The sequence below is a fragment of the Streptomyces albipurpureus genome (assembly GCF_023701525.1).
Taxonomy (GTDB): domain Bacteria; phylum Actinomycetota; class Actinomycetes; order Streptomycetales; family Streptomycetaceae; genus Streptomyces; species Streptomyces albipurpureus.
Map to the genome: position 1 here is coordinate 399,663 of NZ_JAMQAW010000010.1, position 24,551 is coordinate 424,213.

A 24,551-nucleotide genomic window follows, 5' to 3' on the forward strand; every position below is an offset into this window, starting at 1 on the left:
CCCGAGCTCGTTCCCCGAGCCGGCCTTCCTGCCGTTCCGGTACCGGGGACCGTGCCGGCCTCAGGCCGATTCCGGCCTTCCGGATCAGCGTTGACTCCACAGTCCGTACCTGCGCCGGGCTGGAGGGGAACGGAGTCGCTACGGATTCCGGCGTACCGATTCGGGTCCTTGCGGGCCCGGTTCCGCTTACTGCTTCCTAGTGCTTCGCGGGCAGGAATCCCACTCTGTCGTAGGCCGCCGCCAGGGTCTCGGCGGCTACGGCACGCGCCTTCTCCGCGCCCTTGGCCAGAACCGAGTCCAAGGTCTCGGGATCATCCAAATACTCTTGCGTACGAGTCCGGAACGGCGTGACGAACTCCACCATCACATCCGCGAGGTCGGTCTTCAGTGCGCCGTACATCTTGCCCTCGTACTCCTTCTCCAACTCGGCGACCGTCGCGCCGGTGAGAGTGGAGTAGATGGTCAGCAGATTGCTGATGCCGGGCTTCTCGACCGGGTCGAAACGGATCACGGTGTCGGTGTCGGTCACCGCGCTCTTGATCTTCTTCGCGGTCACCCTGGGCTCGTCGAGCAGATTGACCAGGCCCTTGGGCGTGGAAGCCGACTTGCTCATCTTGATCGTCGGGTCCTGGAGGTCATAGATCTTCGCGACCTCCTTGACGATGTGCGGCGCCGGGATCGTGAACGTCTCGCCGAAGCGGGTGTTGAAGCGCTCGGCGAGGTCCCGGGTCAGCTCGATGTGCTGGCGCTGGTCCTCACCGACCGGCACGGCGTCCGCCTGGTACAGCAGGATGTCCGCGACCTGGAGCACCGGGTAGGTGAAGAGACCAACGGTGGCCCGGTCAGCACCCTGCTTCGCGGACTTGTCCTTGAACTGCGTCATCCGAGATGCCTCGCCGAAACCGGTGAGGCAGTTCATCACCCAGCCGAGCTGAGCGTGCTCGGGCACATGGCTCTGGATGAAGAGAGTGCAGCGCTCGGGGTCGAGCCCGGCCGCGAGCAGCTGAGCGGCGGCGAGCCGGGTATTGGCCCGCAGCTCGGCCGGGTCCTGCGGCACGGTGATCGCGTGCAGGTCAACGACCATGTAGAACGCGTCATGGGTCTCTTGCAGCGCTACGTACTGGCGGATCGCTCCCAGGTAATTACCGAGGTGGAACGAGCCGGCAGTGGGCTGGATGCCGGAGAGAGCGCGGGGTCGGAGTGCGGCCATGTCGCTCATTCTCTCAGGTGTGGAACCGATCTCCGGCCGGCGGTGTATCAAAGGCGTGAGCACGCGGGAGGGGATGCTGGAGGGAGGCCGCGGCGTCGTAGACGAGAGCGCGGTGATCGCTCGGGTGCGCGCCGGAGAGCCGGAGGCGTACGCGGAGCTGGTGCGTGCCCATACACAGGTCGCGCTCAGGGCCGCGGTGGCCTTCGGAGCGGGCGCGGACGCCGAGGATGTGGTGCAGACGTCATTCCTCAAGGCATACCAATCGCTCGACCGTTTCCGGGAAGGCGCGTCGTTCCGTCCCTGGCTGCTACAGATCGTGGTCAATGAGACGAGGAACACAGTCCGCTCGGCGGTGCGGCTGCGGGCGCTCGCTGGACGGGAGGCGCTGTTCCTCGGCTCCGAACCACGGATACCGGAATCGGTGGACCCGGCAGTGGCCGCCGTCGCGGACGAGCGGCGTGCTCAGTTGCTGGCCGCGTTGGAGGAGCTGAGCGAGGAGCAGCGCCGGGTGGTGGCGTACCGCTATCTGCTGGAGATGGATGAAGCGGAGACCGCGGAGGCGCTGGGGGTGGCTCGGGGGACGGTGAAGTCCCGGCTGAACCGAGGGTTGACCAAGCTGGGACGGCTCATAGGGGGGGAAGGGAGGTGAGGAACATGGCTGAGGACCGCGGAGCTGAGCCTCCGAGCGGGGAGCAGCAGCTTTCGCCGGAGGAGCAACAGGCCCTCTCGCTGGAGCAGCAGGCATTGGCCGAGGAGTTGCGGGCACTGGGCCGGAATATCCGGATACCAGATGTGGACGGCGAGACGATGGCCGAGCGGGTGCTGGCACAGCTCCTCGCCGAGACTTCGCCCTCACCCCTGTCACCGGCTTCCATCCCCTCCCCTTCTCCTCCAGCTACGCCTTCTCCTCCAGCTACGCCCTCGTCTTCGCCTCTTTCACCGCCCGTATCACCCTCATCAAGCTCATCATCCGCTTCGGTATCTTTGCCGCCTCTGCCGTCTCTGCCACCTTTGCCGCCTCTGCCGTCTCTGCCGTCTCTGCCGTCTCTGCCGTCTCTGCCAGCTCCGACTTCTCTGCCATCGGATTCCTTCTCGCCCTCGGCCGCACGTGCTACCGCGGGGCAGCTTCGACAGACGGGACAGACGGGACAGGCAGGACAGGCAGCGCAAACGGGGCGGATCAAGCGGCTACGGCACTGGATGGATGAGCGGTGGCGGTCACTGACGGTCCTCTTCTCCGGGGTGCTGGTGGTGCTGGTGCTTACGCCTCCGGTGCGGGCGGCGGTGGCGGACTGGTTTGGCTTCGCTGGGGTCCGGGTGACATATGAGCCTTCGATGACACCGCGTCCTGGCGTGCATCCACCTATGTGCGCGGCCCCGATGCCCTTGGCTGAGGCGGAGCGCCGCGCCGGCTTCCGGGCCCGGGTGCCCACGGCACTCGGGCACCCGGACGCCGTCTCCCTGACGGCAGGACCTGGTGGACGCTCCGTGGTGAGCCTGTGTTGGAGCGAGCGGGGGCAAACGGTACGGCTGGATGAGTTCCGGGCCTCGCTTGACCTTGGCTTCGCCAAGCAGACCGGGGTCATGCCGGAATGGGTGACGCTAAGACCCGGCAGCGACGACGGCAGAGGTGGTGGCGAGGACAGCGGTGGTGGCGGCAGAGGTGGTGGTGGCAGCGACGCCCTGTGGTTCAAGACACCGCATGCGCTACGGCTGCCGCTGACCGATGCCCAGGGCAGCTGGACACCTGAGGAGCGGACCGCGGGCCCGACATTGCTCTGGTCCTTGGACGGCCAGGGGACAACGCTGCGTCTGGAGGGAGTGGCCTCACTTTCGCGTGCCGTGGAGATCGCGGAATCAACGCTGGCCGAAGTGGCCGAAACCGATGCCTCAGAAGGGGGAACCCGAGGGGGGCGAGCGGTGTACCAGAGGTGACGCTGCGCGGAGGGACCGTGCGGGGACATCCGCTGGGGGAAGTATGCGACTGCTGCGACAAGTTGCCGCGCTGGTGACAGTGCTGGCGATGAGCTGGTTCTTCGCGCCAAGCGCAGTGGCGGGAGGGCCGACTAGCGCTCTGCTGACCACACCTGATTCAGGGCGGGCCGCGGCGCTCCATATCTCTGACGCGAGGTATCAGACGCTGCTCGGATTGCTCGGCGAAGGACAGAGTGGTCAGCCGGACCCGCCGGGGCAGCTGAAGAAGGAGTCGACGGGAGCCGGTCTGGTCAACGTGTCGTGGCTGGTCCATGACATCAAGGCTTGGCGGACGGACCAGATCTATCCGAGCGAGCGGTTCGATGTCATCTGGACCTACTCGGCGTTGTCGGAGACTGATGTGGCTCCGGTGCAGGGTGTTTGGCGCAGGGTGCAGGAGCCCAAGAAGTTGTCCGGACTGCTGCAGGAGTTGGGATTGCTGGCCGGGAAGCGCGGCATTTCGGAAACCACCCCACTTCGACCAGGTCTGGCCCGAGCCACCCCGAGCGAGAACTCCGCGAACCAGGGCTCGGCAAGCAAGGGTTCAGCGGACCGGGATTCAGCGGGCAGTACGGCCTACGACACGGGGAAGGGTTCCCCCAGGGCCATGGAGCCCCTGAGGGAGTCGTCCTCCTCGGATGCCTTGGACGGCTGGTGGTGGGTGATACCGGGCCTGGCACTTGGTGCGGTGCTGGCCCTGCTGGTACGGCCGATGGTGTCCCGGCGTCTTCCCCCACCGCTCTGGCGAAAAGGCGGAGAGAGCGGGCCTCGCCAACAGCTTTTGGACGGCTGAGGGCCAACCCTCCAGTGGGAAAGAGGGCTGGTCGGAGCTGCCACGGGGTGGCTCAGTAACCCGCCGCCCGTTCGGTGGGCCGGGGCGCTACGGGGGGCGCCCCGGCCACACCAGAAGAGGGACCTACTGGTTCAGCCCGTAGGCCAGAACCGAGTCAACATCCCAGCATCGCCCGTCTCTGCTGACCTCTCCTCTGCCTCACGTGTCCTCTGCCTCACGTGCAGGCCCTAGCCAGCCGGGCCCCTGACAGCCAGCAGAAACCAACTACTCCCCTACGGACCGGTCAAGGCCGTCAAGGCCGTCAAGGCCGTCAAGCAAGGGCTATCCGGTCAGGCCTGGGGCCGGGTAAGAGGACATCAGCTCGGCCACCTCGGCGCGGATGGAGCTGAGCGCGGCCTCGTCGCCCAAGCCGGCCGCGGTCACGCCTCGGTCGATCCAGTCGGCGACAGCGGTCATATGTTCTGTCCCCAGGCCGCGCGAGGTGAGAGAAGGGGTGCCGATGCGGATACCTGAGGGGTCGAAGGGCTTCCTCGGGTCATAGGGGACGGTGTTGTAGTTCACAACGATCCCGGCCCGGTCGAGAGCCTTGGCGGCGATCTTGCCGGGGACATCCTTGGGGGTGAGGTCCATCAGGATCAGATGGTTGTCCGTGCCGCCGGAGACCAGGTCAAAACCGCGGGCCAGGAGCTCTTCGGCCAGTGCCTGGGCGTTGGCGACAACGGAGTGGGCGTAGCTGCTGAAGGACGGCTGCCCCGCCTCATGGAGGGCGACGGCGATTGCCGCGGTGGTCTGGTTGTGAGGGCCACCCTGTAGTCCGGGGAAGACGGCCTTGTCGATCGCCTTGGCATGCTCTTCACGGGACATCAGCATCGCCCCGCGCGGGCCCGCAGGGTCTTGTGCGTGGTGGTGGAGATGACATCCGCGTGCGGCACGGGTGAGGGATGGGCTCCACCAGCGATCAGACCGGCGATATGGGCGATGTCGGCGACCAGAACAGCACCGGACTCCTGGGCGATCTCCGCGAAGGCGGCGAAGTCGATGGTTCGAGGAAGGGCGGTACCACCACAGAAGATGATCTTCGGGCGTTCCTTGAGGGCTAGCTCACGGACCTCGTCGAAGTCGATCAGCCCGGTGTCCTGGCGCACGCCGTACTGCACACCCCGGAACCAGCGGCCGGTCGCCGAGACACCCCAGCCATGGGTGAGATGGCCGCCCATCGGTAGTGCCATGCCCATGACGGTGTCGCCGGGTTCGGCGAAGGCGAGATAGACGGCGAGGTTGGCCGGGGAGCCGGAGTAGGGCTGCACGTTGGCGTGCTCGACCCCGAACAAACCCTTGGCACGAGTGATGGCGAGCCGCTCCACCTGGTCGATGTTCTGCTGGCCCTCGTAGTAGCGGCGACCGGCGTAACCCTCGCTGTACTTGTTCTGAAGCACCGTGCCGGAGGCCTCCAGAACAGCGGCGGAGACATAGTTCTCGCTGGGGATAAGCCTGAGGGTGGTGGCCTGAAGCTGTTCCTCAGCTCCGATGAGAGCAGCCAGTTCCGGATCGGCGGCTGAGAGGGCCGGATGGGGAAGGGGCAGAGTCATAGGTGTCCTCCGGGTCATCGCTTCGACGGTCCCGGGTACCCAGGCGGGCGGCACCTCGTTTCACTGCTGCGCACATGGTTCCCTCGGGGTTAGCTCCCCGTACGCCAGTCGCCATGTGTGTGCACAACTCTAGCGCCCACGCGTTTCTGCGCACCGAGTACCCGCGGGGCCCGCAACCTGAGGGCGATGTGTGCAGCAAGGTTTCTTCAGCCACTCTACGAGCGACGATAGAAACAGAGGCATCACCCTGCCTCAGCCGGAAGCTTTGTCTTTACCCGACATGCCTCCGCGTGAGCCACCTGAACTACGCGATCGGAGATCCCGTGTCTGTATCTGAGAGCGCCATTGCCGCCGCCGAGGCACACAGCGCGCACAACTACCACCCGCTTCCTGTTGTCGTCGCCTCAGCGGAGGGTGCGTGGATGACCGATGTCGAGGGGCGTCGCTATCTCGACATGCTCGCCGGGTACTCGGCGCTCAATTTCGGCCATGGGAACCGTCGATTGATCGATGCCGCCAAGACGCAGCTGGAGCGGGTCACCCTCACCTCACGGGCTTTCTACCACGACCGATTCGCCGACTTTTGCGAACAGCTCGCCGAGCTGTGCGGTATGGAGTCGGTGCTACCGATGAACACCGGCGCAGAGGCGGTGGAGACGGCCGTGAAGACCGCCCGTAAGTGGGGATACCGGGTGAAGGGCGTCGTCGACAACATGGCGAAGATCGTCGTCGCGTCGAACAACTTCCACGGCCGTACCACCACGGTGATCAGCTTCTCAACGGACCCGGATGCCCGCGCGGACTTCGGCCCCTACACCCCCGGGTTCGAGATCGTGCCGTATGGGGACCTCACGGCGATGGAGGCGGCCCTCACGGAGAACACCGTGGCGGTACTGCTGGAGCCGATCCAGGGTGAGGCAGGGGTGCTGGTGCCCCCGCCCGGATATCTGGCGGGCGTCCGTCGGCTCACCCAGGAACGGAATGTGCTCTTCATCGCGGACGAGATCCAGTCGGGCCTGGGCCGCACCGGCCGGACCTTCGCCCTGGAGCACGAGGGCGTGGTGCCCGACATGTATGTGCTGGGCAAGGCGCTGGGAGGCGGGGTCGTGCCGGTGTCCGCGGTGGTCTCCTCCCAGGAGGTGCTGGGTGTGTACCGGCCCGGGGAGCACGGCTCGACCTTCGGCGGCAACCCACTGGCGTGCGCGGTGGCGCTGGAGGTCATCGCGATGTTGCGCACCGGCGAGTACCAGCAGCGTGCCACGGAGTTGGGCGAGCATCTGCACCATGAGTTGGGACTGCTCACGGGCACCGGGGTGGTGGAAGCGGTACGTGGCCGAGGGCTCTGGGCAGGTGTGGACATCGCACCCCGACACGGCACCGGCCGGGAGATCTCCGAGAAGCTCATGGACCGGGGCGTGCTGGTCAAGGACACCCATGGTTCGACGATCCGTATCGCCCCACCACTGGTGATCAGCAAGGAGGACTTGGACTGGGGACTGGACCAGTTGCGAGCGGTCCTCACAGACTGAGACAGCGCGCCCCAACCGGGGCCGGATGACGGCCTGGCCCTGACCGTTCAATTCCACCTCAGGCCAGGCCACTCCAGCTTCACCAACCCCAGCCCTCCCTAGCCCCAGTTCAAGGCCTACCAACCCCAACCCCAACCCCAACCCCCGCACCCGCACCCGCACCCGCACCCGCACCCGCACCCGCACCCGCAAGGCTCACACCCCGCCCCAACGTCACCCCCGTAAACGAAACCCACCCCTGACTCCCGACCCCCGCCACAGCCGCTTGCCCCTCCTCGCGCAGCTGGCGCAACTGGCGGCCATCGAACCCCTACCGAGCCTGGGTCGCGGTCGCCTACCGCTGGAGGCCAGGTTCCCGGGCGGGGCTCCGTACAACCACAGACAGGGCTCGCGTATCGCTAGAGGCGTGGCGCCCACACTCAGCTAGAGGGGCTCGTGTTCCGCAAGAGTCAGTTGAGGCGCCCGGAAGGGGTCCGCTCCAACAGTCCACGGGATCCGCCCTAGCAGCCCCGCGGACGCCCCGGTAGATGAGTTGGACCCAAGGGCATTGACACAAGAACTGGTCTGGACCAATGATGCGGGCCATGCCGAGACCCCGAGTGCTGCTCGCCGTCCTCGTACCTCTTCTCGCCCTCTTGGGCCTGACCACCCCCGCGCAGGCCGCTTGGCCCGCGCCGGTCCCCGTTGTCTCCAAGATCAGCACCACCGATCCGGTCATCTTCATCACCATTGACGACGGCTGGGCACACGACCCCGCCGCTGCCAGGATCCTGCTCGACCGGAACATCCCCGCGTCCCTGTTCCTGGTGTCGGACGCCGCGAGTAACGGCCCCCAGTACTTCCGCACCCTGCTCGACCACGGCCCCTCGCGGATCGAGAACCACACCGTCAGCCACCCGTCGATGACCACTCTGGATGCCGAGGGGCAGCGCGCTCAGATCTGCGGCGCACGCCAGCGGGCCCTGTCCACCTTCGGCTTCGAGCCGCGGCTGTTCCGCCCGCCGTACGGCGACTACAACGAGCAGACCCGCGTCGCCGCCGGTGCTTGCGGTGCCAAGGCACTGGTGACATGGACCCACGATCAGACCACCTGGGGCACATGGCAGCCCCCCATGCCCCAGTTGCAGTCGGGCGACATCATCTTGCTGCACTTCACGGATGGTCTCGCGGCCGATCTCACCCGGGTGCTGGCGGCTGCCGACGCTGCGGGCCTCAAGCCGGCGCGGCTGCGGGACTACATCGCCGACTGACGGGCGTTGGCCCGACCAGCGGCCCCACCCAGATGCACCAGCCTTGCACCAGCCAGTGCAGACCCACCGCCCCCGGTGACGGAAACGAGTAGGCGGGAACGAGTAAGCAGGGCCTGGCAAGCAGGGCCGAGTGAGCGAGAACGAGTGAGTGGGGCCGAGCAAGACGGCGTAGAAGACTCCCGAATGCCCGACCCCGCTGCCTCATCCCCCAACGAATCCATGCGCCGAGCATCACTCGGTGACGGTCAAGGCCAGGCAGCGGGGCCGAGTCCTGCGAGCGGCCGCTAGCGGCGGGGCTCGTCCCGTAGGACAGGCGCGGTACCCGATGGATGGCGAGTGGCGCCTGCGCCGCCCGGCCATCAGGGGCTCCTTGGCCTAGCCACCTCGGCAGCCAGCTCATTCGGCCCGTCGAGATCGGCGGCAGGCAGATTCCGACGCGGGAGAAAAGGCTCACGCCCGGGATGAGGCTCCTACCGGAGAAGGAGCTCAGGCCCGGGATGAGGCTCCTACCGGAGAAGGAGCTCAAGCCCGGGATGAAGCTCCTACCGGAGAAGGAGCTCAAGCCCGGGATGAAGCTCCTACCGGAGAAGGAGCTCAAGCCCGGGATGAAGCTCCTACCGGGAAAGGGCCTCACTCCAGGGATGGAGCTCCTACAGCGGATAGAGGCCTCGGAGAATCGCCAGCAGTGCCCTGCTAGAGAGCAGCATCAACACCATTGCCCTACTGTCACTTTGTGCTCTTTGGTATGTTCTGCGCGCTTGGTTCCGCGATCTGCTACGGCACCGCATCCGTCCTCCAAGCCATGGCGGCCAAGACGGCCGCACCCGGTTCCGGTTCAGGTGTCGATGCCGCACTACTGCTCCGCGCCCTACGCAACTGGCGCTACCTCCTGGGGCTCGCCCTGGACGGGTGCGGTTTCCTCCTACAGATCGTGGCCCTGCGCTCCCTCCCCATCTACGCGGTCGGCGCAGCGCTCGCCGCCAGCCTCGCGGTCACCGCCCTGGTGGCGTCCCGGCTGCTGAGGACCGAACTGAGCCGCGTGGAGTGGGGCGCGGTCGCCACGGTCTGCGCCGGTCTGGCCCTGCTGGGGCTCGCCTCCGGCGCGGAGGGCGATCGCACCGGCTCAGCCGCGCTGCGTTGGTCGCTGCTGGGTGTGGCCGTCGCCGTACTACTGGTCGGAGCACTGGCGGGACAGCTTCCGACCAGGCCGCGAGCGCTGGTGCTGGGACTGGGGGCTGGCGCGGGTTTCGGCGTGGTGGAGGTCGCCGTTCGGCTGATCGACTCCCTGGCGGTGCCTCAGGTGTTGGCCAATCCGGCGCTCTATGCGCTGCTGCTCGGTGGAGCGGCGGCCTTTCTGCTGTTGACGTCCGCGTTCCAGCGCGGTTCGGTGACCGTGGCAACGGCCGGAATGGTGCTCGGCGAGACCGTTGGCCCGGCCGTGGTGGGTGTGGTGTGGCTCGGCGACCACACCCGTACGGGCCTGGCCTGGTTGGCGGTGCTGGGGTTCACGATCGCGGTGGCGGGCGCGCTGACCCTGGCGAGATTCGGCGAGCCCTGACCTCCCGAGGTCAACCGCGGGGCCCGTAGCGTCACCTGGTCACCCACCCTCACGCGGCAAGTTGGGCGATAAGGCTGCTATCTGTCACCGGCCTCGCCAGACTGTCAGCAAGCTCATGGTGTCGGTACGCGGCCAGCGCAGCCTCACGACACCGAGAAAGCCCGTAGCGGAGGACGATGACCATCAGCTGTACGGGCTTGATATCGCCCCCGGTGAACCGCGATGGCAGTTCAAGGCCGGCGGCCCGGTGCGTTGCGCACCCGTGGTGGTGGACGGCGTGGTCTATGTGGGCAGCGATGACCACCATCTCTACGCGGTCGAGACCCGAAGCGGTCCCAGCCTCCTCTGAGCACGGCACTCGCGGAGAGCCGCCTCTCCCAGCGCCGGTCTGGGCCACCTCTCCCGGCGCCGCCGCGCCTCCTCCCCGCGAATAGATGCCCCTTTCTTTTGCCAGCAGACTCCTTTGATCTTGTGGGGAGTTGGTGCAGTATGAGCGCACTGATGTACGACTGAGTTGGGGGATGTGTGACTACACGCCGGGCGTTCCTGACCGTGGGTGCTGGGACCGTGGCTGTGCTGGGCACGGGAGCGAGCGCCGCCCCGGCGAGCGCGGCCAGTGTGTTCGGCTCGACCGTCGAGCCCACATACGACCAACCGCTCGGTATCGCCATGGAGGGATTCCCGACCGCGTATCCGGTGCGGTTCCTCCAACTGGTCAACCAGGGCGAGACCGTCAACATGGCGTATCTGGACATCGCGCCCACCGGCCCGTCGGTTTCCGGGCGTACGGTCCTCCTGCTCCACGGCAAGAACTTCGACGGCGGGTCATGGACCACCACGGCTCGCGCCCTCGCCACGGCCGGGCACCGGGTCGTGGTGCCGGACCAGATCGGTTTCGGGCGCTCGTCCAAGCCCGCGCTCGACTACGGCTTTGAACTGCTGGCCCAGAACACCGTGGCGCTGCTCGACCACCTCGCCATCGCTGACGTCGATGTGGTCGGCCACTCCATGGGCGGAATGCTCGGGGTGCGGTTCGCGCTGGAGCACCCGACGCGCACCCGCCGGCTGGTGCTGGCGAACCCGGTGGGGCTGGAGGACTACCGGGAGCTGGTGCCCGCGCACACCACCGAGCGGCTGTTCGCTGATGAGCTGGCGAACAACAACCTCGTGGGCATCCGGGCCTTCTACAAGTCCTATGTGGTGAACTGGCGCCGGGCGTACGAGCGGAATGTGGAGCTGCGCTACCGGATCACCCTGAGCGGCGAGTACCCGCGGTGGGCGCTGGCTTCGGCCCGCTCGTATCAGATGGCCTACCACCAGCCGGTGGTTCAGGATCTGCCCCTGCTGAGGCTTCCCGTTCTGCTGGTGATCGGCCAGGAGGACCGGGCCGCGGTGGGCAAGTCGTACGCCACCCCGGAGAACCGCGCCAAGCTGGGGAACTTCCCCGTGCTGGGGAGGCTGGCCGCCGCGGCGATCCCTGGTTCGCGGCTGGTGGAGCTGCCAGGCGTGGGCCACCTCCCGCATCTGGAGGCCAAGAAGCGCTTCGAACGTGAGGTGCGATCCTTCCTCGCGGCAGGCCAGGCATAGTGTCGTCGTACCACCGGGACGAGCGAGCGGTGCGGCATCAGCCCGCTCTGCTGCCGGTGACCTCGCAGGGTGTGGACGAGGGGTACCGGCTGGTGGGGCCGGATGGGCGGCTGACGGCCGTGGTGGAGCATGTGCTCTGGCTGGACAGCCATCCCGCGGGCCCTGACACCCATGTGGTGGTCTCGTTCGAGGACGGCTCTCAGGTGGAGTTCCCCTTCGATGTACCGCTGACGGCGGTGTGGCACGCGGAGACCCGCTCGCTCAACGAGACCGAACTGACCGCCGCGACCCCCGCGCAGTGGGGCAAGCAAGGCCACTTCCACGGAATCGACCCGGACGACTAGCCCGGTTCGGGCCACCGGTCATGCTGCCCTGCGAGGTGGTCGGGAGACGCTCCCGGGCGATGGACCCGGAAACGTCGGCCCATCTGACCGGTTGTTCTGACCGGTTGTTCCTTCTGACCGGGTGTTCTGATCGGTTGTTCCCTCTGACCGGATGTTCTCTCTGACCGGCTGCCCCTTTGAGTGCCTCAGCCGCCCTTGGCGCGGTGCCGCCCATCCGCATCAGGGCCGCCCCCCGAACGGCTACCCACGAAACGATCACCCGCCGGGGCGGCTACAACCCAGCTGACTATCCGCACCCGTTGAGGCAAGATGCCGACAGGGCCGGCAGTACATGAGAGCGCCGCTCGCGCCGGGACATCACCCGGCCAGGGGGGAGAAGGAGACCTTGAGCCAACCGACGCACCGCGACGCCAGAGTCAACGGCGACCACGTCACGCGAAGCACCGTCCACACCACCCGGATATCCCCGAGTGAACGCCTCGGCGGCGCCAACGGGACGCGTCCTGAAGCCGTCGCCACCGACCGGGACGCGACCAGCGCCGAGCACCCCGGTGAGGCCTGATGAGCGAGGACTGGAACGGACCCGACTGGCGGCTGAACCTCCCCGAGTCCTGGCTGCTCTGCGGATTCCTCAAACCGGACCCCACCCTGCGCAGTTGGGGTGCTTGCCATCACTGGGCGATGCTGGAACTCCAGCTGATGGGCGTCATCGAACCCGTCAGCCGGACGAAGATCGAGAAGAAGTACGTCCTCTTCGGGCCGCTGGAGCCGGTGGTGTCCCATGGCTTCGGTGAGGGCCCCCAGTCGCACATCCACCTCCCCGACTACTTCGACCGGGCCAAGGACCGGGTGCTCAGCGGAATGCGCTCCTACGCCGCTTCACCGGTGCTGAGTCAGCACATCTACCACCCGGGCATGATCCGGGAGAACATCTCCGCAGGCGGTCAGTTCAATCGAGAGCTGGTCCGCTCCCTGGCCGATCACGGCCTTCTGCGGATCAAGCGCGACAACTGGTCGGGCGTATCGAGCAAACCGACCGGGGAGACAGCCGCCGTGGTGGGGACGGTCGCGTACAACATCACCCGGGCGCGCGACCAGTTCCCCGGCTGGGTGCGGACGGATCGCGCCCGCGCGCTGGACTTCACCCGCCGGATGGGGGCGTTGGCCCTGATGGTGCCCGCCGTCCACAAGAGCTGGCGGCCCGCGTTGCGGGAGCTCTTCAGGGGAGCGTCGTCCGATGCCGTGGAGCAGTCGGAAGGCGCGCGGCTGGCCGATGCGACCCGGCGCGCCGCGGCCGACGAAGTCCGCAGCGCCGTACGCTCCGAGGTGTTCGGCGGCCTGGCGGACGGCTTCTACGACCAGCCGATGGTGGACATCGCCGACGGCCTGTTGAGCGAGGCTGACTTCTCCGGCGTCTGGGACTTCGCGGGGGTGGACGGCGGCGGCGATGGCGGGGGTGGCGGCGACTAGCCCCATCGGCCTTCCTACAGACGCCGAGGTTTCCCCTGGTCACACCGGATCGCGGCTTTCCGCGACCCGGTGGGCCGCGACCTCGCAGGGTGCGATGTCACCAAAGAACGTTGGGGAAGGACCTTCCAACCACCCCTCCAACTCCCCTGGTCACTCGAACAGGTGACGCGGTGGAATATTCGGGTGGGGGCGCGGTACGTTCGCGCTCACCACAGAAAAAATCAGCCCCCGGCGGGACGGCAATCCCGGACCGAGGGCCTAGTCACCAGGAAGAAAGCAGCTTCCCAATGAGTTCAGTGGATTCTAGCGCGCCCCCGTCCAGCGGTGTGATCCATGTGCGACACCGGCATGACACCCACTTCAGCGTCGTGGGCAACCATCTCGCCCAACATCGCACCCTCTCCGCTACCGCGATCGGGCTCGCCGTGCACATCCAGTCGCTGCCGGATGGGGCCGCGGTCGGCATCAAGGCACTGGCGGCGCGCTTCCCGGAGAGCGAGTACCGCATCGCCGCCGCGTTACGGGAGTTGGAGCGGGCCGGCTATCTCCAGCGCAGCCGGCTGCGGACCCCGGGGCAGCGGATCGTCACCCGCACGACCTACTTCGAACACCCCGGCGCCCCGACTACCGCCTCCGCCCCGGCCGTACAGCGGCGCTCTCGGGTGAGTCTGGTCAAGGCCGTCCGCTCCCCGGCCGCCGATCTTCTGGCCCGGCTGCGCTTGTCCGATCCTCGGCTGACGCTCTCGGTGCGGGACATCGTGTCCCTCTGCCCGGCCGTCACCGCCTGGCTGGAGCGTGCCGTACCGCCCGATCAGGTGCTGCGTACGCTCTCCACCGCGCTGCCCGCCGGTCCCATCCATCGGCCCGCGCGCCTCCTCGCCTACCGGCTCGCCCAGTGGCTGCCGCCCGAGGTTCCGGCCGCTCCCCCTGTCGTACCGCTCCAGGAGTGCGCGGAGTGTGAGCGGCCCTTCCGAGCGGCCGAGCCCCGGGTGCTGCCGGGACTGCCGCTCCGGGCGGGTCGCCGCCTGACATACGACCGCCCCCGGTCACCATCGGCGACCAGGGGCGGGTACGTACGGTCTCAGACCGGGAGGCTCAGACCTGGAGTTCCAGCCTCCGAGCCTCAGGCCCAGCCTCGCAGGCCCAGGCTTTGAGGCTCAGTTCCTTGGGCTTAGATCAGGCCGAGCGCGCGAACGGCGTCGCGCTCCTCCGCCAGCTCCTGCACCGAGGCGTCGATACGGGGACGGGAGAACGCGTTGATCTCCAGGCCCTGGACGATCTCGTACCGGCCGTCCTTCGTGGTCACGGGGAAGGAGGAGATCAGGCCCTCCGGGACACCGTACGAACCGTCCGACGGGATACCCATGGAGGTCCAGTCACCGTCCGCGGTGCCGTTCACCCAGGTGTGGACGTGGTCGATCGCCGCGTTCGCGGCGGAGGCCGCCGAGGACGCGCCACGGGCCTCGATGATCGCCGCGCCGCGCTTGGCGACGGTCGGGATGAACGTGTCGGCGAGCCATGCCTCGTCGCTGACGACCTCGGCCGCGTTCTTGCCGGCGATCTCCGCGTGGAAGATGTCGGGGTACTGGGTCGCCGAGTGGTTGCCCCAGATGGTCAGACGCTTGATGTCGGAGACCGCCGCGCCCGTCTTCGCGGCCAGCTGCGAGATGGCGCGGTTGTGGTCGAGGCGGGTCATCGCGGTGAAGCGATCGGCCGGTACGTCCGGCGCCGCCGCCTGGGCGATCAGCGCGTTGGTGTTGGCCGGGTTACCGACGACGAGGACCTTGATGTCGTCAGCGGCGTGATCGTTGATGGCCTTGCCCTGGGGCTTGAAGATGCCGCCGTTGGCCTCCAGGAGGTCACCGCGCTCCATGCCCTTGGTACGGGGACGAGCGCCCACGAGGAGGGCGACGTTGGCGCCGTCGAACGCGACGTTCGGGTCGTCGGTGATGTCAATGCCCCGCAGGAGCGGGAAGGCACAGTCGTCCAGCTCCATGGCGGTGCCCTGGGCCGCGCCCAGCGCCGGGGTGATCTCTAGGAGGCGCAGCTTGACCGGCACATCCGGGCCGAGCAGGTGGCCGGACGCGATACGGAACAGCAGCGCGTAGCCGATCTGGCCGGCCGCGCCGGTCACGGTGACGTTGACGGGAGTGCGGGTCATGGCGATCTCCGTAAGACAGCTGGCGGTAGGGGCGTCACTGCCCCGGGTCCGGAAGGCCCCTTCGCATCTGTCAGGAAGCTCTGTGACTCCTGATGAATCTTGATGTGAAGAGACATCCATCGGCCAGGCTATCCGACCCGAAGCAGCGTGCTTCGACGGGCCCTGGTGGTGCGGCGCACTCCCCCATGAACGCTTTCAAGCGCGCAGCTCAGCGGGGGTGCACTCGGCGACGGCGCAGTCGGCGGGGCGCTGAGCGCCCGCTCACTGGTCATCCATGCACCCTGCAACCGGCTGAGCACGGGCGACTCACTGGGCACCCGTGCATTTCTTCGTTCCGGTCGCCTGAACGATCGCGCAGGCCTTGGGCTCGGCCCCCGCTGCCACAGCCGTCATCGGCGTATAGGCGTCTTTGTCGGCATTGACCAGACCGGTCTGCCTGCCCTTGGCACGGACGCTGATCTCCACCGTGTCGCCGGGGGCGGCGGCCGTGATCCGCGCCCATGCCGCCTTGCAGATCTCGCTGTAGCGGACCTCGACCTTGGCCTCGCCCACCAGCACGGTCGCCGTGGTCTTGGCGAACTCGCCACCGCAGCCCATCGTCTCCGGGTCCTCGCCGGTGCAGTCCTTGCCGCTGCACTTCACCCCGGCCGGCAGTGTCGGCGTTCCGGTGCTTGCGGCTGGTGAGGGGGTGGCCGCCACGTTCTTGGTCTTGTCGCGGGCGCCACCGAGATCGGTGAGCAGAACCGCACCGGCGATCACCGCGAGCGCGCCGACCACCCCGCCCAGGAACATGCCGACCTTGCGCTTTCCGGGACCGTGCCCGGCGTTGGCGTTGCCCCCACCGGATTGACGTCTGGCCGCCGTGGGCGCGGCTCGATGGCCACCCCGGCTGGCTGTCTGCCCCATGCTGCCCGCCTGCCCCGTGTACGGGGGAACTCCCGCGGGCGTCCCGCCACCCGTCTGACCAGCCGACGTACGACCGCCGGACCGGCCACCGGGTTGGCTGCCCGGCTGACCGCCGAAGGGGCCGCCTGGTTGACCGCTGACCGGAGGGCCGCCGACGGAAGGGCTGCCGGCTGCTGGGCTGCCACCGGGGCCGGTGGAACCGAAGTCACCGAGCGCGGCCCGCGCCTGGGATATCCGTATCTGCTCCATCGTCCGGTCGTGGCGCATCTCCGCCCGGCTCCACGCCCGCTCCGCCAGCTCCCACAGCGTGGTGAGATGGATCGTGCTGGTGCCCGTCACCTCCGCCAGCGCGACGACCGCGCCCTTGGGGGCGAGTATTCGCCCGTTGAGATAGCGCTCCCAGGACGTCTTGCTGTAGCCCGTGCGGTCCGATACCGCCGCGATGCTCAGCCCGCTTCGATCCACGAGCCGCCGTAGATGCTCGGCGAAGTCCCGGACCTCCGGATCGAGCTCATCTGGCAGCGCTTTCCATCGAGGCATGGTCTTACCCCCCTTGTCCCCCGAACGTAGGTGCAGTGCCCCGCGCCTATTCGCCCCCTGCGCTTTTCATCGGCGTCCGCTGTGCGGACTATCCGATGAGATGCGCAGAGCCAGGATGTCAGTTCCTGGCACCGGCGTGCACGGGAGCATTCGGAATAGCGGTCGCGCCCCTAGTGCGCCCCCAAACCGAGTACGACATCAGTCTCCCACTCCCCGGGCGGCCGGATCACACCTTGCCGGAATGGTCACTTCCATGCCACAGGGCCGTCTTCGCCCCTTGAAAGAGAATTGGCGCGTCCATGACTCTGGAACGCAACCGGCGCCTGTCCTCCCTCGGGGGAGAGGACAGGCGCCGTACGCCTGGGTCATCGGGCAGGGGTTCACACCCCTGCCGGCGCCACGACTAGCGCACCGTGAACTTGACCAGGTCCTTGAGAAATGGCAGTTCCAGCCAGGGTTCCGGCTGCGCCATCATGGCCAGCAGGGTGATGGCTCCACCGAGCAGCCCATAGGTGACCATGTCGGTGAAGCGCGAGCGCACGGCGAGCATGCCGACCGAGGGCAGCACCCTGCGCATCACAGCGCCTGTGATCAGGGCCACACCCACGAGGATCGCGCCGACGCGAAACGCCTCGGCGAAGGGGTCGAGTCCAATGATCAGCAGCCCTGTCCCGGCCAGGGCGAGCACGGTGAGCAGGGGCCACTGACGAGCAGGTGCCGGAGCATCACCGGGGGCCGCCCGTCCACCACCCTCGGGGCGTGCCGTATCGGTGGTGAGGGTGGGCGGCCGCCTCGACGGTGCGGCCTGGGGCGAACTCGGAGTCGGCGCGGTGGACTTCGCCGCGTCCTCAGCCGCGTCCCCGTGCGGTGTCGCTGTCGCATTCTCAACCGCGGCCGCGTTCACGCCCGCGTTCGCGCCCGCGTGCCGGCTCCCGTTCGGTGTGGCGTCCGAGTTCGCGCTCCCGTTCGCCCCCGCACCCGCACCCGCGCTCCCGTCCCCGTTCGCTGTCGCGTTCCCGTTCGCACCCGCGTTCCCGTTCGCACCCGCGTTCGCGATCTCGTCCGCTGTCGCGTTCGCGTCCCCCTTCGGGGAGGGTTCTCCCTCGGCCGAGGCGCCGTCGGTGCCTTCACCATCGGCTGGGCCAACGCCTTCGCCAACACCCTGACCAGTCGCCTGGGCAGGTCCTGTCGTCCCGGGCCGGGGATCCGCGGCATCGCCCCCGGCCTCCGGGGCTCCGGTGGGAGGCCGCGGTCGACCGTTCCTGGAGGGCTCGGCTCCGGAATTCGCGGATTCCGCGGCTCCGGAATTCGCGGGGCTTGCTGAGTTCGCTTCTCCGTTCTGAACCCCTCGACCATCGTGAGCCCCAGCGTCACCAGGCCGCGCAGGTTCCCCAGAGCTAACCGGCTCACCATGTTCGGCGGTTCCCCCGGACCCACCAGGAACACCGTCGGCGGTTCCCCCGGATCCGGCAGGGCGATCCTGGGAACTGGCGCGGCCCAAGGGCCCCCGCGCGGCAGGTTCCGGCTCCGCGCTGCCCGCAGATCCAGCGGACCCCGCCGACACCACGCGATCCCCCGCCTCGGGATCATCGTTCGTACGTACGCCCATCAGGGCAGCCTCTCTCCTGGTCAGCCCGCCACCGCGACCGAGCGTTCCGCCGCCTCGACCACATTCACCAGCAGCTGGGCACGCGTCATCGGGCCGACGCCACCGGGGTTGGGGGCCACCCAGCCCGCGACCTCCGTCACCCCGGGGTGCACATCCCCGACGATCTTGCCGTTCTCGTCCCGGCTGACACCGACATCGAGGACCGCCGCGCCGGGCTTCACATCTTCGGGCTTCACCAAATGCGGTACGCCGGCCGCCGCGACGATGATGTCGGCCTGCCGCAGATGCGCCGAGAGATCGCGCGTTCCGGTGTGACACTGCGTCACCGTGGCGTTCTCTGACTTACGCGTCAGCACCAGCGGCATCGGGCGGCCGATGGTGATCCCCCGCCCCACGACGACCACATTCGCGCCATTGATCTCCACGCCATGGCGGCGCAGCAGCTGAACAATGCCGTACGGGGTGCAGGGCAGCGGGCCCGGCTCCCCCAGCACCAGCTTGCCCAGGCTCATCGGATGCAGCCCATCGGCGTCCTTCTCCGGGTCCATCAGTTCCAGCACCCGGTTGGCGTCGATCCCCTTGGGAAGCGGCAGCTGCACGATGTAGCCCGTGCACTCGGGGTTCTCATTGAGCTCGCGGACGACCTCTTCGATCTCCTCCTGGGTCGCGGTGGCCGGCAGCTCACGCTGGATCGACGCCATGCCGACCTGGGCACAGTCGCGGTGCTTGCCATTGACGTACCAGCGGCTACCCGGGTCGTCTCCGACGAGCAGGGTGCCGAGACCCGGTGTCACCCCCTTCTCCTTGAGGGCCTCCACACGGGCGGCAACTTCGGACTTGATCGCGGCTGCGGTGGCCTTGCCATCGAGAATCTGGGCAGTCATAGACCCATCCTCCCGGATGGACCCGCCCCGGTTCCAATCCCGTCCAGCCCTCGGGGACCCACCGGACCCTCGCATTTACTTCCGGCCATTGGTCGAGGTTGCACTTGCACAACACCTAGGGATACCGACTGGACAAAAAGTAGATGGGAATACCACGATGACGATGCAGACAATCGTGGAAGGTTGGGGGGACGACCGCTCGCTTGACAGTTCCTCCGTCGGCCGCGCGTCCCCGCTTTCTACGGAGGAATCCCCCCATGAGCTTCGGCGACCCGAACAACCCCTACGGTCAGCAACAGGGCGGTCAGCCAGGCTACGGCTACCCCCAGCAAGGTCAGCCTCAGGCACAGCCCTCGTTCGGCTACCCCCAGGCTCCGCCGGTGCAGTCTTTCGGCAGTGGCTACGGCGGCAGCTATGGCGGCCCCCCGACCACGATGCCGGGCGGGGTCAAGGCGGCCCGGGTCATGCTCTATGTCATCGGCGGCTTCCAGATCATCGGCGCGGTGCTCCTTTTCTGGGCGGGCGTCGCGATCGATGAGCTGAAGGACGACCCGGAACTCCGTAACGACCAGGCGTTCCAGGACCTGGCCCAGTACAGCGACAGCTTCGTGGGCGTGGGCGTACTCGCGCTGCTCTGGGGGGTGTTGGCCATATTCCTGGCCGCGAAGCTCGCCAATGGCGGCAGCGCCATCCGGATCACCACCATGGTCTTCGCCGTCATCACGGCAATCCTCGGGGTCTATCCCTTCATTGTTATTATCGTCGGTCTGATCTATACGGTGCTGGCCGTTCTGATCGCGGTGTTCGTCGGCAAATCCGACGGTGGCGCCTGGTTCAACCGTCCCCGCCACTGACCGCTCTCACTGGCCGTTACCGGCCGGATACCGATGTGATGTCGGTGCGCGCCTTTCGGCCCGAGGCCGTGACTCCCGCAACCATTGCGGGAGTCACGGCCTCCGCCCTTTCCGCTCCGCGGTGCGCCGGATACGACTCAGCCACGTTGTGCATTCGTTTATCGACGATTCCTAATCTGGTGGTAACCACCAGGGGAGGGAGTCGACCATGGACAACATCATCGTGGTACCGGTAAAGGGCGGCAGGGGAACCGCCACCCCCATAAACCACTTCCCGGTACGTCGGCATCTCATGAACCGCTCCGCGCCGCCCCTTGGCGTACCGGCGGTGACCATCCGATGAGCCACGGTTCCGCGCCGATCGCCCTTTCCGTGCCCCCGAGTCATCGCATCGGCCGCTGGGAGGTTCGCGAACGGTTGGCGTCCGGACCGTTCGCCACCGTCTACGCCGGCCGTCTCGCGCCCACGGACCCCAGCCACCCGGGCCTGAGCGCTGTCGGCCTGAGCGGTACGGGTTCAGGCGGTGCGGGTTCGGGCGGTGCGGGGCCAAGCGGCACGGACAGCGCTGGCCTGCCCAACCAGGTCGCGCTCAAGTTCCTTCTCCCGGGCACCCGTACCCCCCGTCAACTGCGCCATCTCCAGGACCTCGTCGCACGCGAGCGGGAGGTGCTCCGACGGCTGCGCCGCCCCCGGCTGCTTCGGATGTACGAGTCACTCACGGTCGACGGCCTCGACGAACCACTCCTCAACGGCGCGACCGTGCTCGTACTGGAACGGGCGGAATGCTCACTGGACTCGCTCCTCCGCCGCTGCCCACGCCCCATCACCGGCCCCGGGTTCCTCGCCCAGATCTGTGAGGGTCTGCACCAACTCCATCACGCGGGGTGGGTACACGGCGATCTCAAGCCGACCAATGTGCTGCTGCTCCCCGATCACTCCATCCGGCTGGGCGACTTCCATCTCGCCACCGAACTCCATGGCACCCACGGCTATGCCTCCGCGTTCCAGACCACCGACTACACCCCGCCCGAACTCCTCTGGGCACACAGGGGCGAGCACGGACGGCGCATCGGCACCACCGCGGACATCTGGGCGTTCGGGGTGCTCGCCCATCTGGTGCTCACCGGCACCTTCCCGCTGCCCGGTGCCACACCGGGAGCCCGCAGGGACACCGCCGTACGGTACGCCCGCGGCAAGGGGGAGCTTCTGCTGTCGCCCCTGCTCCCCACCGAGTGGCGGGAGATCGTCGGGGACTGTCTGGCGCGTACGCACGACGAGCGGAACCGACTCGACACGGCTGGGCTGCTGCGCCGAGTGGAGTCCGCGGCGGGCATCGCGCCCTCGCCACCTCTACGTCGCCGACTCCAGGACCTGCTGGGGTACGGCGGCGGAACGTCGTCACGACGGGTGCGGGAACGGGGTCGATGACAGGCAGACGCATCGGCGCGGAACGTGCCACGGGTGCGCGGCGGGCGACTACCGGCGGACGGTCGCGGACACCGGGGTACGGCGGTGTCCGCGACCGTGCCGGCAGATGTCATCGACGCGGCCCGCATCGACGCAGGGCCCTGGGCTGCGCACCATCGGCTGGGTGTGCCGGTGTGCGGGCCACTCGACGGGGGTGGCCCGCAGGTCGGTTCCGACCTGCGGGCCCCACCGCTGGGAACCGTCGGTGACTCGCGCGGTACACCGCCGGCGGATCGGCCGACACGACAGGGCGTCAGCAGCCGACCGGGCGTGGATCAGTGGAAGAAGTGACGCGTGCCCGTGAAGTACATCGTCACTCCGGCCGCCTTCGCCGCCTCGATGACCTGCTCATCACGGACCGAGCCACCCGGCTGGGCCACGGCCCTGATACCGGCGGCCGTCAGGATCTCCAGACCGTCCGGGAACGGGAAGAACGCGTCCGATGCCGCGTAGGAGCCCCTGGCCCGCTCCTCACCAGCGCGTTCCACCGCGAGCTTCGCGGAGTCGACCCGGTTGACCTGCCCCATGCCGACGCCCACCGACCCGCCGTCCTTGGCGAGCAGGATGGCGTTGGACTTGACCGCACGACAGGCCCGCCAGGCGAAGGCCAACTCAGCCAGCTCATCGGCGTCGAGCGCCTCACCGGTCGCCAGCGTCCAGTTCGCCACGTCGTCTCCGGAGGCCTGGAGCCGATCGGTCACCTGCACCAGCGCGCCACCGTCGATCGGCTTGGCCTCGACCGTGGCAGCGGGGGCATCGGGACAGCGCAGCACCCGAATGTTCTTCTTGCGGGCCAGCACCTCGACCGCGCCGTCCTCGTAACCGGGGGCGACGACCACCTCGGTGAAGATCCCCGCGATCTGCTCGGCGAGCGCGACGGAGACCGGGCGGTTGACGGCGATCACACCGCCGTACGCGGAGACCGGGTCGCAGGCGTGGGCCTTGCGGTGCGCCTCGGCGACATCGGCGCCGATCGCGATGCCACAGGGGTTGGCGTGCTTGATGATCGCCACACACGGCTCATCGTGGTCGTACGCGGCGCGACGGGCGGCCTCGGTGTCCGTGTAGTTGTTGTACGACATCTCCTTGCCGTGCAACTGCTCCGCCTCGGCGAGGCCACCGTTGCCACTGGCGTACAGCGCGGCGGCCTGGTGCGGGTTCTCGCCGTAGCGCAGCACATTGGACCGCTCGTAGGTGACGCCGATGAAGTCGGGGAAGCCCGACTCATCGGCGGGGGCGTACGAGGAGGCGAACCAGGAGGCGACGGCCACGTCGTACGCGGCGGTGTGCTGGAACGCCTCAGCCGCAAGGCGCTTGCGGGCGCCCAGGTCAAAGCCGCCGCCCTGAACGGCGGCGAGGACATCGGCATAGCGGTCCGGGCTGGTGACCACGGCGACCGAAGGGTGGTTCTTGGCAGCGGCGCGAACCATGGAGGGGCCGCCGATGTCGATCTGCTCGACACACTCGTCCGGGGTGGCGCCGGAGGCGACGGTCTCCCGGAAGGGGTAGAGGTTGACGATGACGAGTCCGAACGGCTCGACACCGAGTTCGGCGAGCTGCTCACGGTGGGACTCAAGGCGCAGATCGGCGAGGATGCCCGCGTGCACCCGGGGGTGCAGCGTCTTGACCCGGCCGTCCAGGCACTCGGGGAAGCCGGTCAGCTCCTCGACCTTGGTCACCGGGACTCCGGCCGCGGCGATCTTCGCAGCCGTCGAGCCGGTGGAGACCAGCTCCACGCCCGCCTCGTGCAAGCCGCGGGCGAGCTCCTCCAGGCCCGTCTTGTCGTACACGCTGATCAGCGCCCGCCGGATGGCCCGCTTCTCGGCCACGGCAGTCTCAGTAGCCTCAACAGTCACGGGATAACTACCTTTCGTCCCTCAATGCGGTAGCCGTTGCGGGCCAGACGCCCCACGACCTCGACGAGCAGTGCTCGCTCGACTTCCTTGATGCGCTCATGCAGAGCGGCTTCGTCGTCCTCCTGCCGGACCTCCACCACGCCCTGCGCGATGATCGGCCCGGTGTCGACACCGTCGTCGACGAAGTGGACGGTGCATCCGGTGACCTTGGCGCCGTACGCGAGGGCATCGCGCACTCCGTGGGCCCCGGGAAAGCTGGGCAGCAGGGCGGGGTGCGTATTGACGCAGCGCCCGCCGAAACGGGCGAGGAACTCCTTGCCCACGATCTTCATAAAGCCCGCGGAGACCACGAGGTCGGGTGCGTAGGAGGCGGTCGCCTCGGCAAGCGCCCGATCCCATGCCTCGCGGGAGTCGTAGTCCTTCACCCGGCATACGAAGACCGGCAGGCCAGCGCGCTCGGCGCGCTCCAGGCCGACGATGTCGTGCCGGTCAGCCCCGACGGCCACCACCTGGGCGCCAAAGCCCTCCGGGTCGGCGGCGCAGGCGTCGAGCAAAGCCTGGAGGTTCGTACCAGAGCCGGAGACCAGGACCACCAGCCGGGCAGGGCTGGCAACGGAGGGAACGGCGGGCGGGGAGGCCACAGCGGGTCTCTTTCTGCGTGATCGGCTTGGGGTTCTGCGGTAACGGCTTGGGGTCTGCGTCAAACGATTGGAGGTTCTACGTCAGTGCTGCTGCATTGCTGCGTCCGTGCTGCGTCAATGTGCTCACGCGACGAACTCTGATCGGATCGCCTTTGTGTGGTCGTACGAACGAGTCACGTTCCGCCATACGGGGAACCCTACGAAGAGGCCGACCGTCAGCAACGATACCGGCACGCGGGACGGCCCCCACGGGACGGGGGCGGAGCAGGGAGGTAGCGTCAGGGGAGCACCACCCGTCCCACGACGGGCACGACGACACACGACCCCAT

The 24,551-nt window shown here is 68.1% G+C and carries 23 protein-coding genes, 1 pseudogene and 1 riboswitch; of the genes and pseudogenes, 15 read left to right on the forward strand and 9 right to left on the reverse strand.

The window, feature by feature from the left end:
* Positions 1-196: 196 nt before the first annotated feature.
* Positions 197-1,210 (reverse strand): tryptophan--tRNA ligase, encoded by a 1,014-nt coding sequence (gene trpS, locus NBG84_RS13845; RefSeq protein WP_250919687.1) that lies wholly within the window; start codon positions 1,208-1,210, stop codon positions 197-199.
* A 73-nt stretch (positions 1,211-1,283) separates the two neighbouring features.
* Between trpS and NBG84_RS13850 the strand changes: the two genes are divergently transcribed.
* Positions 1,284-1,859 carry an RNA polymerase sigma factor gene (locus NBG84_RS13850; protein ID WP_250919771.1) on the forward strand — a complete coding sequence of 192 codons (576 nt, stop codon included), beginning with the start codon at positions 1,284-1,286 and terminating at the stop codon, positions 1,857-1,859.
* 264 nt (positions 1,860-2,123) lie between these two features.
* Here the strand turns inward: NBG84_RS13850 and NBG84_RS13855 are convergent, their stop codons facing one another.
* Positions 2,124-2,291 carry a hypothetical protein gene (locus tag NBG84_RS13855; RefSeq protein ID WP_250919688.1) on the reverse strand — a complete coding sequence of 56 codons (168 nt, stop codon included), beginning with the start codon at positions 2,289-2,291 and terminating at the stop codon, positions 2,124-2,126.
* Positions 2,292-2,410: 119 nt separating this feature from the next.
* Between NBG84_RS13855 and NBG84_RS13860 the strand changes: the two genes are divergently transcribed.
* Together NBG84_RS13860 and NBG84_RS13865 are read left to right on the forward strand one after the other, a co-directional pair.
* Complete coding sequence (locus NBG84_RS13860) at positions 2,411-3,145, forward strand: hypothetical protein (RefSeq protein WP_250919689.1); 735 nt, start codon at positions 2,411-2,413, stop codon at positions 3,143-3,145.
* Positions 3,146-3,233: 88 nt separating this feature from the next.
* Entirely contained in the window at positions 3,234-3,977 is a 744-nt protein-coding gene (locus tag NBG84_RS13865; protein ID WP_250919690.1) for a hypothetical protein, read from the forward strand.
* Positions 3,978-4,298: 321 nt separating this feature from the next.
* Here NBG84_RS13865 and NBG84_RS13870 read toward each other — a convergent pair.
* Positions 4,299-5,566: pseudogene (locus tag NBG84_RS13870) on the reverse strand (serine hydroxymethyltransferase).
* A 30-nt stretch (positions 5,567-5,596) separates the two neighbouring features.
* A riboswitch (ZMP/ZTP riboswitch) is annotated at positions 5,597-5,688 on the reverse strand.
* A 201-nt stretch (positions 5,689-5,889) separates the two neighbouring features.
* Between NBG84_RS13870 and rocD the strand changes: the two are divergent.
* The 9 genes from rocD (at position 5,890) to NBG84_RS13915 (ending at position 14,458) form a co-directional block, all read left to right on the forward strand.
* On the forward strand, positions 5,890-7,095 hold the full coding sequence (gene rocD / locus NBG84_RS13875; protein WP_250919691.1) for an ornithine--oxo-acid transaminase: 1,206 nt from the start codon (positions 5,890-5,892) through the stop codon (positions 7,093-7,095).
* A 584-nt stretch (positions 7,096-7,679) separates the two neighbouring features.
* Positions 7,680-8,345, forward strand: coding sequence for a polysaccharide deacetylase family protein (locus tag NBG84_RS13880; protein WP_250919692.1), 666 nt, complete (start codon positions 7,680-7,682; stop codon positions 8,343-8,345).
* Positions 8,346-9,090: 745 nt separating this feature from the next.
* Positions 9,091-9,903: a DMT family protein gene (locus tag NBG84_RS13885; protein ID WP_250919772.1), complete on the forward strand. Its 813-nt coding sequence runs from the start codon at positions 9,091-9,093 to the stop codon at positions 9,901-9,903.
* A gap of 115 nt (positions 9,904-10,018) precedes the next feature.
* Entirely contained in the window at positions 10,019-10,252 is a 234-nt protein-coding gene (locus NBG84_RS13890; RefSeq protein ID WP_250919693.1) for a PQQ-binding-like beta-propeller repeat protein, read from the forward strand.
* Positions 10,253-10,428: 176 nt separating this feature from the next.
* Positions 10,429-11,490 carry an alpha/beta fold hydrolase gene (locus NBG84_RS13895; protein WP_250919694.1) on the forward strand — a complete coding sequence of 354 codons (1,062 nt, stop codon included), beginning with the start codon at positions 10,429-10,431 and terminating at the stop codon, positions 11,488-11,490.
* Entirely contained in the window at positions 11,490-11,834 is a 345-nt protein-coding gene (locus NBG84_RS13900; RefSeq protein ID WP_250919695.1) for a hypothetical protein, read from the forward strand. Before NBG84_RS13895 ends, NBG84_RS13900 begins: the two co-directional genes overlap by 1 nt.
* A gap of 385 nt (positions 11,835-12,219) precedes the next feature.
* Positions 12,220-12,396: a hypothetical protein gene (locus tag NBG84_RS13905; protein ID WP_250919696.1), complete on the forward strand. Its 177-nt coding sequence runs from the start codon at positions 12,220-12,222 to the stop codon at positions 12,394-12,396.
* Positions 12,396-13,304 carry a hypothetical protein gene (locus NBG84_RS13910; RefSeq protein WP_250919697.1) on the forward strand — a complete coding sequence of 303 codons (909 nt, stop codon included), beginning with the start codon at positions 12,396-12,398 and terminating at the stop codon, positions 13,302-13,304. Before NBG84_RS13905 ends, NBG84_RS13910 begins: the two co-directional genes overlap by 1 nt.
* 287 nt (positions 13,305-13,591) lie before the next feature.
* Complete coding sequence (locus NBG84_RS13915; protein WP_250919698.1) at positions 13,592-14,458, forward strand: helix-turn-helix domain-containing protein; 867 nt, start codon at positions 13,592-13,594, stop codon at positions 14,456-14,458.
* A 17-nt stretch (positions 14,459-14,475) separates the two neighbouring features.
* On the opposite strand, the gene NBG84_RS13920 is transcribed toward NBG84_RS13915, so the two are convergent.
* From NBG84_RS13920 to NBG84_RS13935, 4 genes are all read right to left on the reverse strand, one after another.
* Positions 14,476-15,465 (reverse strand): malate dehydrogenase, encoded by a 990-nt coding sequence (locus NBG84_RS13920; protein ID WP_250919699.1) that lies wholly within the window; start codon positions 15,463-15,465, stop codon positions 14,476-14,478.
* A 306-nt stretch (positions 15,466-15,771) separates the two neighbouring features.
* Positions 15,772-16,911, reverse strand: a complete 1,140-nt coding sequence (locus tag NBG84_RS13925; protein WP_250919700.1) for a helix-turn-helix domain-containing protein — start codon at positions 16,909-16,911, stop codon at positions 15,772-15,774.
* Between the two features lie 403 nt (positions 16,912-17,314).
* Positions 17,315-17,815 carry a DUF3017 domain-containing protein gene (locus tag NBG84_RS13930; RefSeq protein ID WP_308312057.1) on the reverse strand — a complete coding sequence of 167 codons (501 nt, stop codon included), beginning with the start codon at positions 17,813-17,815 and terminating at the stop codon, positions 17,315-17,317.
* 725 nt (positions 17,816-18,540) lie between these two features.
* The gene (locus NBG84_RS13935) at positions 18,541-19,404 is read right to left on the reverse strand and encodes a bifunctional methylenetetrahydrofolate dehydrogenase/methenyltetrahydrofolate cyclohydrolase (protein ID WP_250919701.1); all 864 of its coding nucleotides are present in this window, start codon (positions 19,402-19,404) and stop codon (positions 18,541-18,543) included.
* A gap of 257 nt (positions 19,405-19,661) precedes the next feature.
* Between NBG84_RS13935 and NBG84_RS13940 the strand changes: the two genes are divergently transcribed.
* The 3 genes from NBG84_RS13940 to NBG84_RS13945 all read left to right on the forward strand — a co-directional run bounded on the left by NBG84_RS13940 (position 19,662) and on the right by NBG84_RS13945 (position 21,686).
* Positions 19,662-20,258, forward strand: coding sequence for a hypothetical protein (locus NBG84_RS13940; RefSeq protein WP_250919702.1), 597 nt, complete (start codon positions 19,662-19,664; stop codon positions 20,256-20,258).
* Between the two features lie 208 nt (positions 20,259-20,466).
* Positions 20,467-20,601, forward strand: coding sequence for a hypothetical protein (locus NBG84_RS40620; RefSeq protein WP_285366664.1), 135 nt, complete (start codon positions 20,467-20,469; stop codon positions 20,599-20,601).
* The gene (locus tag NBG84_RS13945; protein WP_308312058.1) at positions 20,598-21,686 is read left to right on the forward strand and encodes a protein kinase domain-containing protein; all 1,089 of its coding nucleotides are present in this window, start codon (positions 20,598-20,600) and stop codon (positions 21,684-21,686) included. The genes NBG84_RS40620 and NBG84_RS13945 overlap by 4 nt, the downstream gene beginning before the upstream one ends.
* Positions 21,687-22,000: 314 nt before the next feature.
* On the opposite strand, the gene purH is transcribed toward NBG84_RS13945, so the two are convergent.
* On the reverse strand, positions 22,001-23,581 hold the full coding sequence (gene purH, locus NBG84_RS13950) for a bifunctional phosphoribosylaminoimidazolecarboxamide formyltransferase/IMP cyclohydrolase (RefSeq protein WP_250919703.1): 1,581 nt from the start codon (positions 23,579-23,581) through the stop codon (positions 22,001-22,003).
* On the reverse strand, positions 23,578-24,222 hold the full coding sequence (gene purN / locus NBG84_RS13955; protein ID WP_250919704.1) for a phosphoribosylglycinamide formyltransferase: 645 nt from the start codon (positions 24,220-24,222) through the stop codon (positions 23,578-23,580). The genes purH and purN overlap by 4 nt, the downstream gene beginning before the upstream one ends.
* Positions 24,223-24,551: the final 329 nt, after the last annotated feature.

Excerpts from the sequence above, each read along its gene's own strand:
- NBG84_RS40620 (WP_285366664.1), top strand. The coding sequence starts at position 20,467 with ATGGACAACATCATCGTGGTACCGGTAAAGGGCGGCAGGGGAACCGCC.
- NBG84_RS13940 (WP_250919702.1), top strand. The coding sequence starts at position 19,662 with ATGAGCTTCGGCGACCCGAACAACCCCTACGGTCAGCAACAGGGCGGT.
- NBG84_RS13865 (WP_250919690.1), top strand. The coding sequence starts at position 3,234 with ATGAGCTGGTTCTTCGCGCCAAGCGCAGTGGCGGGAGGGCCGACTAGC.
- NBG84_RS13885 (WP_250919772.1), top strand. The coding sequence starts at position 9,091 with ATGTTCTGCGCGCTTGGTTCCGCGATCTGCTACGGCACCGCATCCGTC.
- trpS (WP_250919687.1), bottom strand. The coding sequence starts at position 1,210 with ATGGCCGCACTCCGACCCCGCGCTCTCTCCGGCATCCAGCCCACTGCC.
- NBG84_RS13860 (WP_250919689.1), top strand. The coding sequence starts at position 2,411 with ATGGATGAGCGGTGGCGGTCACTGACGGTCCTCTTCTCCGGGGTGCTG.
- NBG84_RS13920 (WP_250919699.1), bottom strand. The coding sequence starts at position 15,465 with ATGACCCGCACTCCCGTCAACGTCACCGTGACCGGCGCGGCCGGCCAG.
- NBG84_RS13890 (WP_250919693.1), top strand. The coding sequence starts at position 10,019 with ATGGTGTCGGTACGCGGCCAGCGCAGCCTCACGACACCGAGAAAGCCC.
- NBG84_RS13850 (WP_250919771.1), top strand. The coding sequence starts at position 1,284 with ATGCTGGAGGGAGGCCGCGGCGTCGTAGACGAGAGCGCGGTGATCGCT.
- NBG84_RS13935 (WP_250919701.1), bottom strand. The coding sequence starts at position 19,404 with ATGACTGCCCAGATTCTCGATGGCAAGGCCACCGCAGCCGCGATCAAG.
- NBG84_RS13910 (WP_250919697.1), top strand. The coding sequence starts at position 12,396 with ATGAGCGAGGACTGGAACGGACCCGACTGGCGGCTGAACCTCCCCGAG.
- NBG84_RS13925 (WP_250919700.1), bottom strand. The coding sequence starts at position 16,911 with ATGCCTCGATGGAAAGCGCTGCCAGATGAGCTCGATCCGGAGGTCCGG.
- NBG84_RS13945 (WP_308312058.1), top strand. The coding sequence starts at position 20,598 with ATGAGCCACGGTTCCGCGCCGATCGCCCTTTCCGTGCCCCCGAGTCAT.
- NBG84_RS13880 (WP_250919692.1), top strand. The coding sequence starts at position 7,680 with ATGCCGAGACCCCGAGTGCTGCTCGCCGTCCTCGTACCTCTTCTCGCC.
- NBG84_RS13855 (WP_250919688.1), bottom strand. The coding sequence starts at position 2,291 with ATGGCAGAGAAGTCGGAGCTGGCAGAGACGGCAGAGACGGCAGAGACG.
- NBG84_RS13915 (WP_250919698.1), top strand. The coding sequence starts at position 13,592 with ATGAGTTCAGTGGATTCTAGCGCGCCCCCGTCCAGCGGTGTGATCCAT.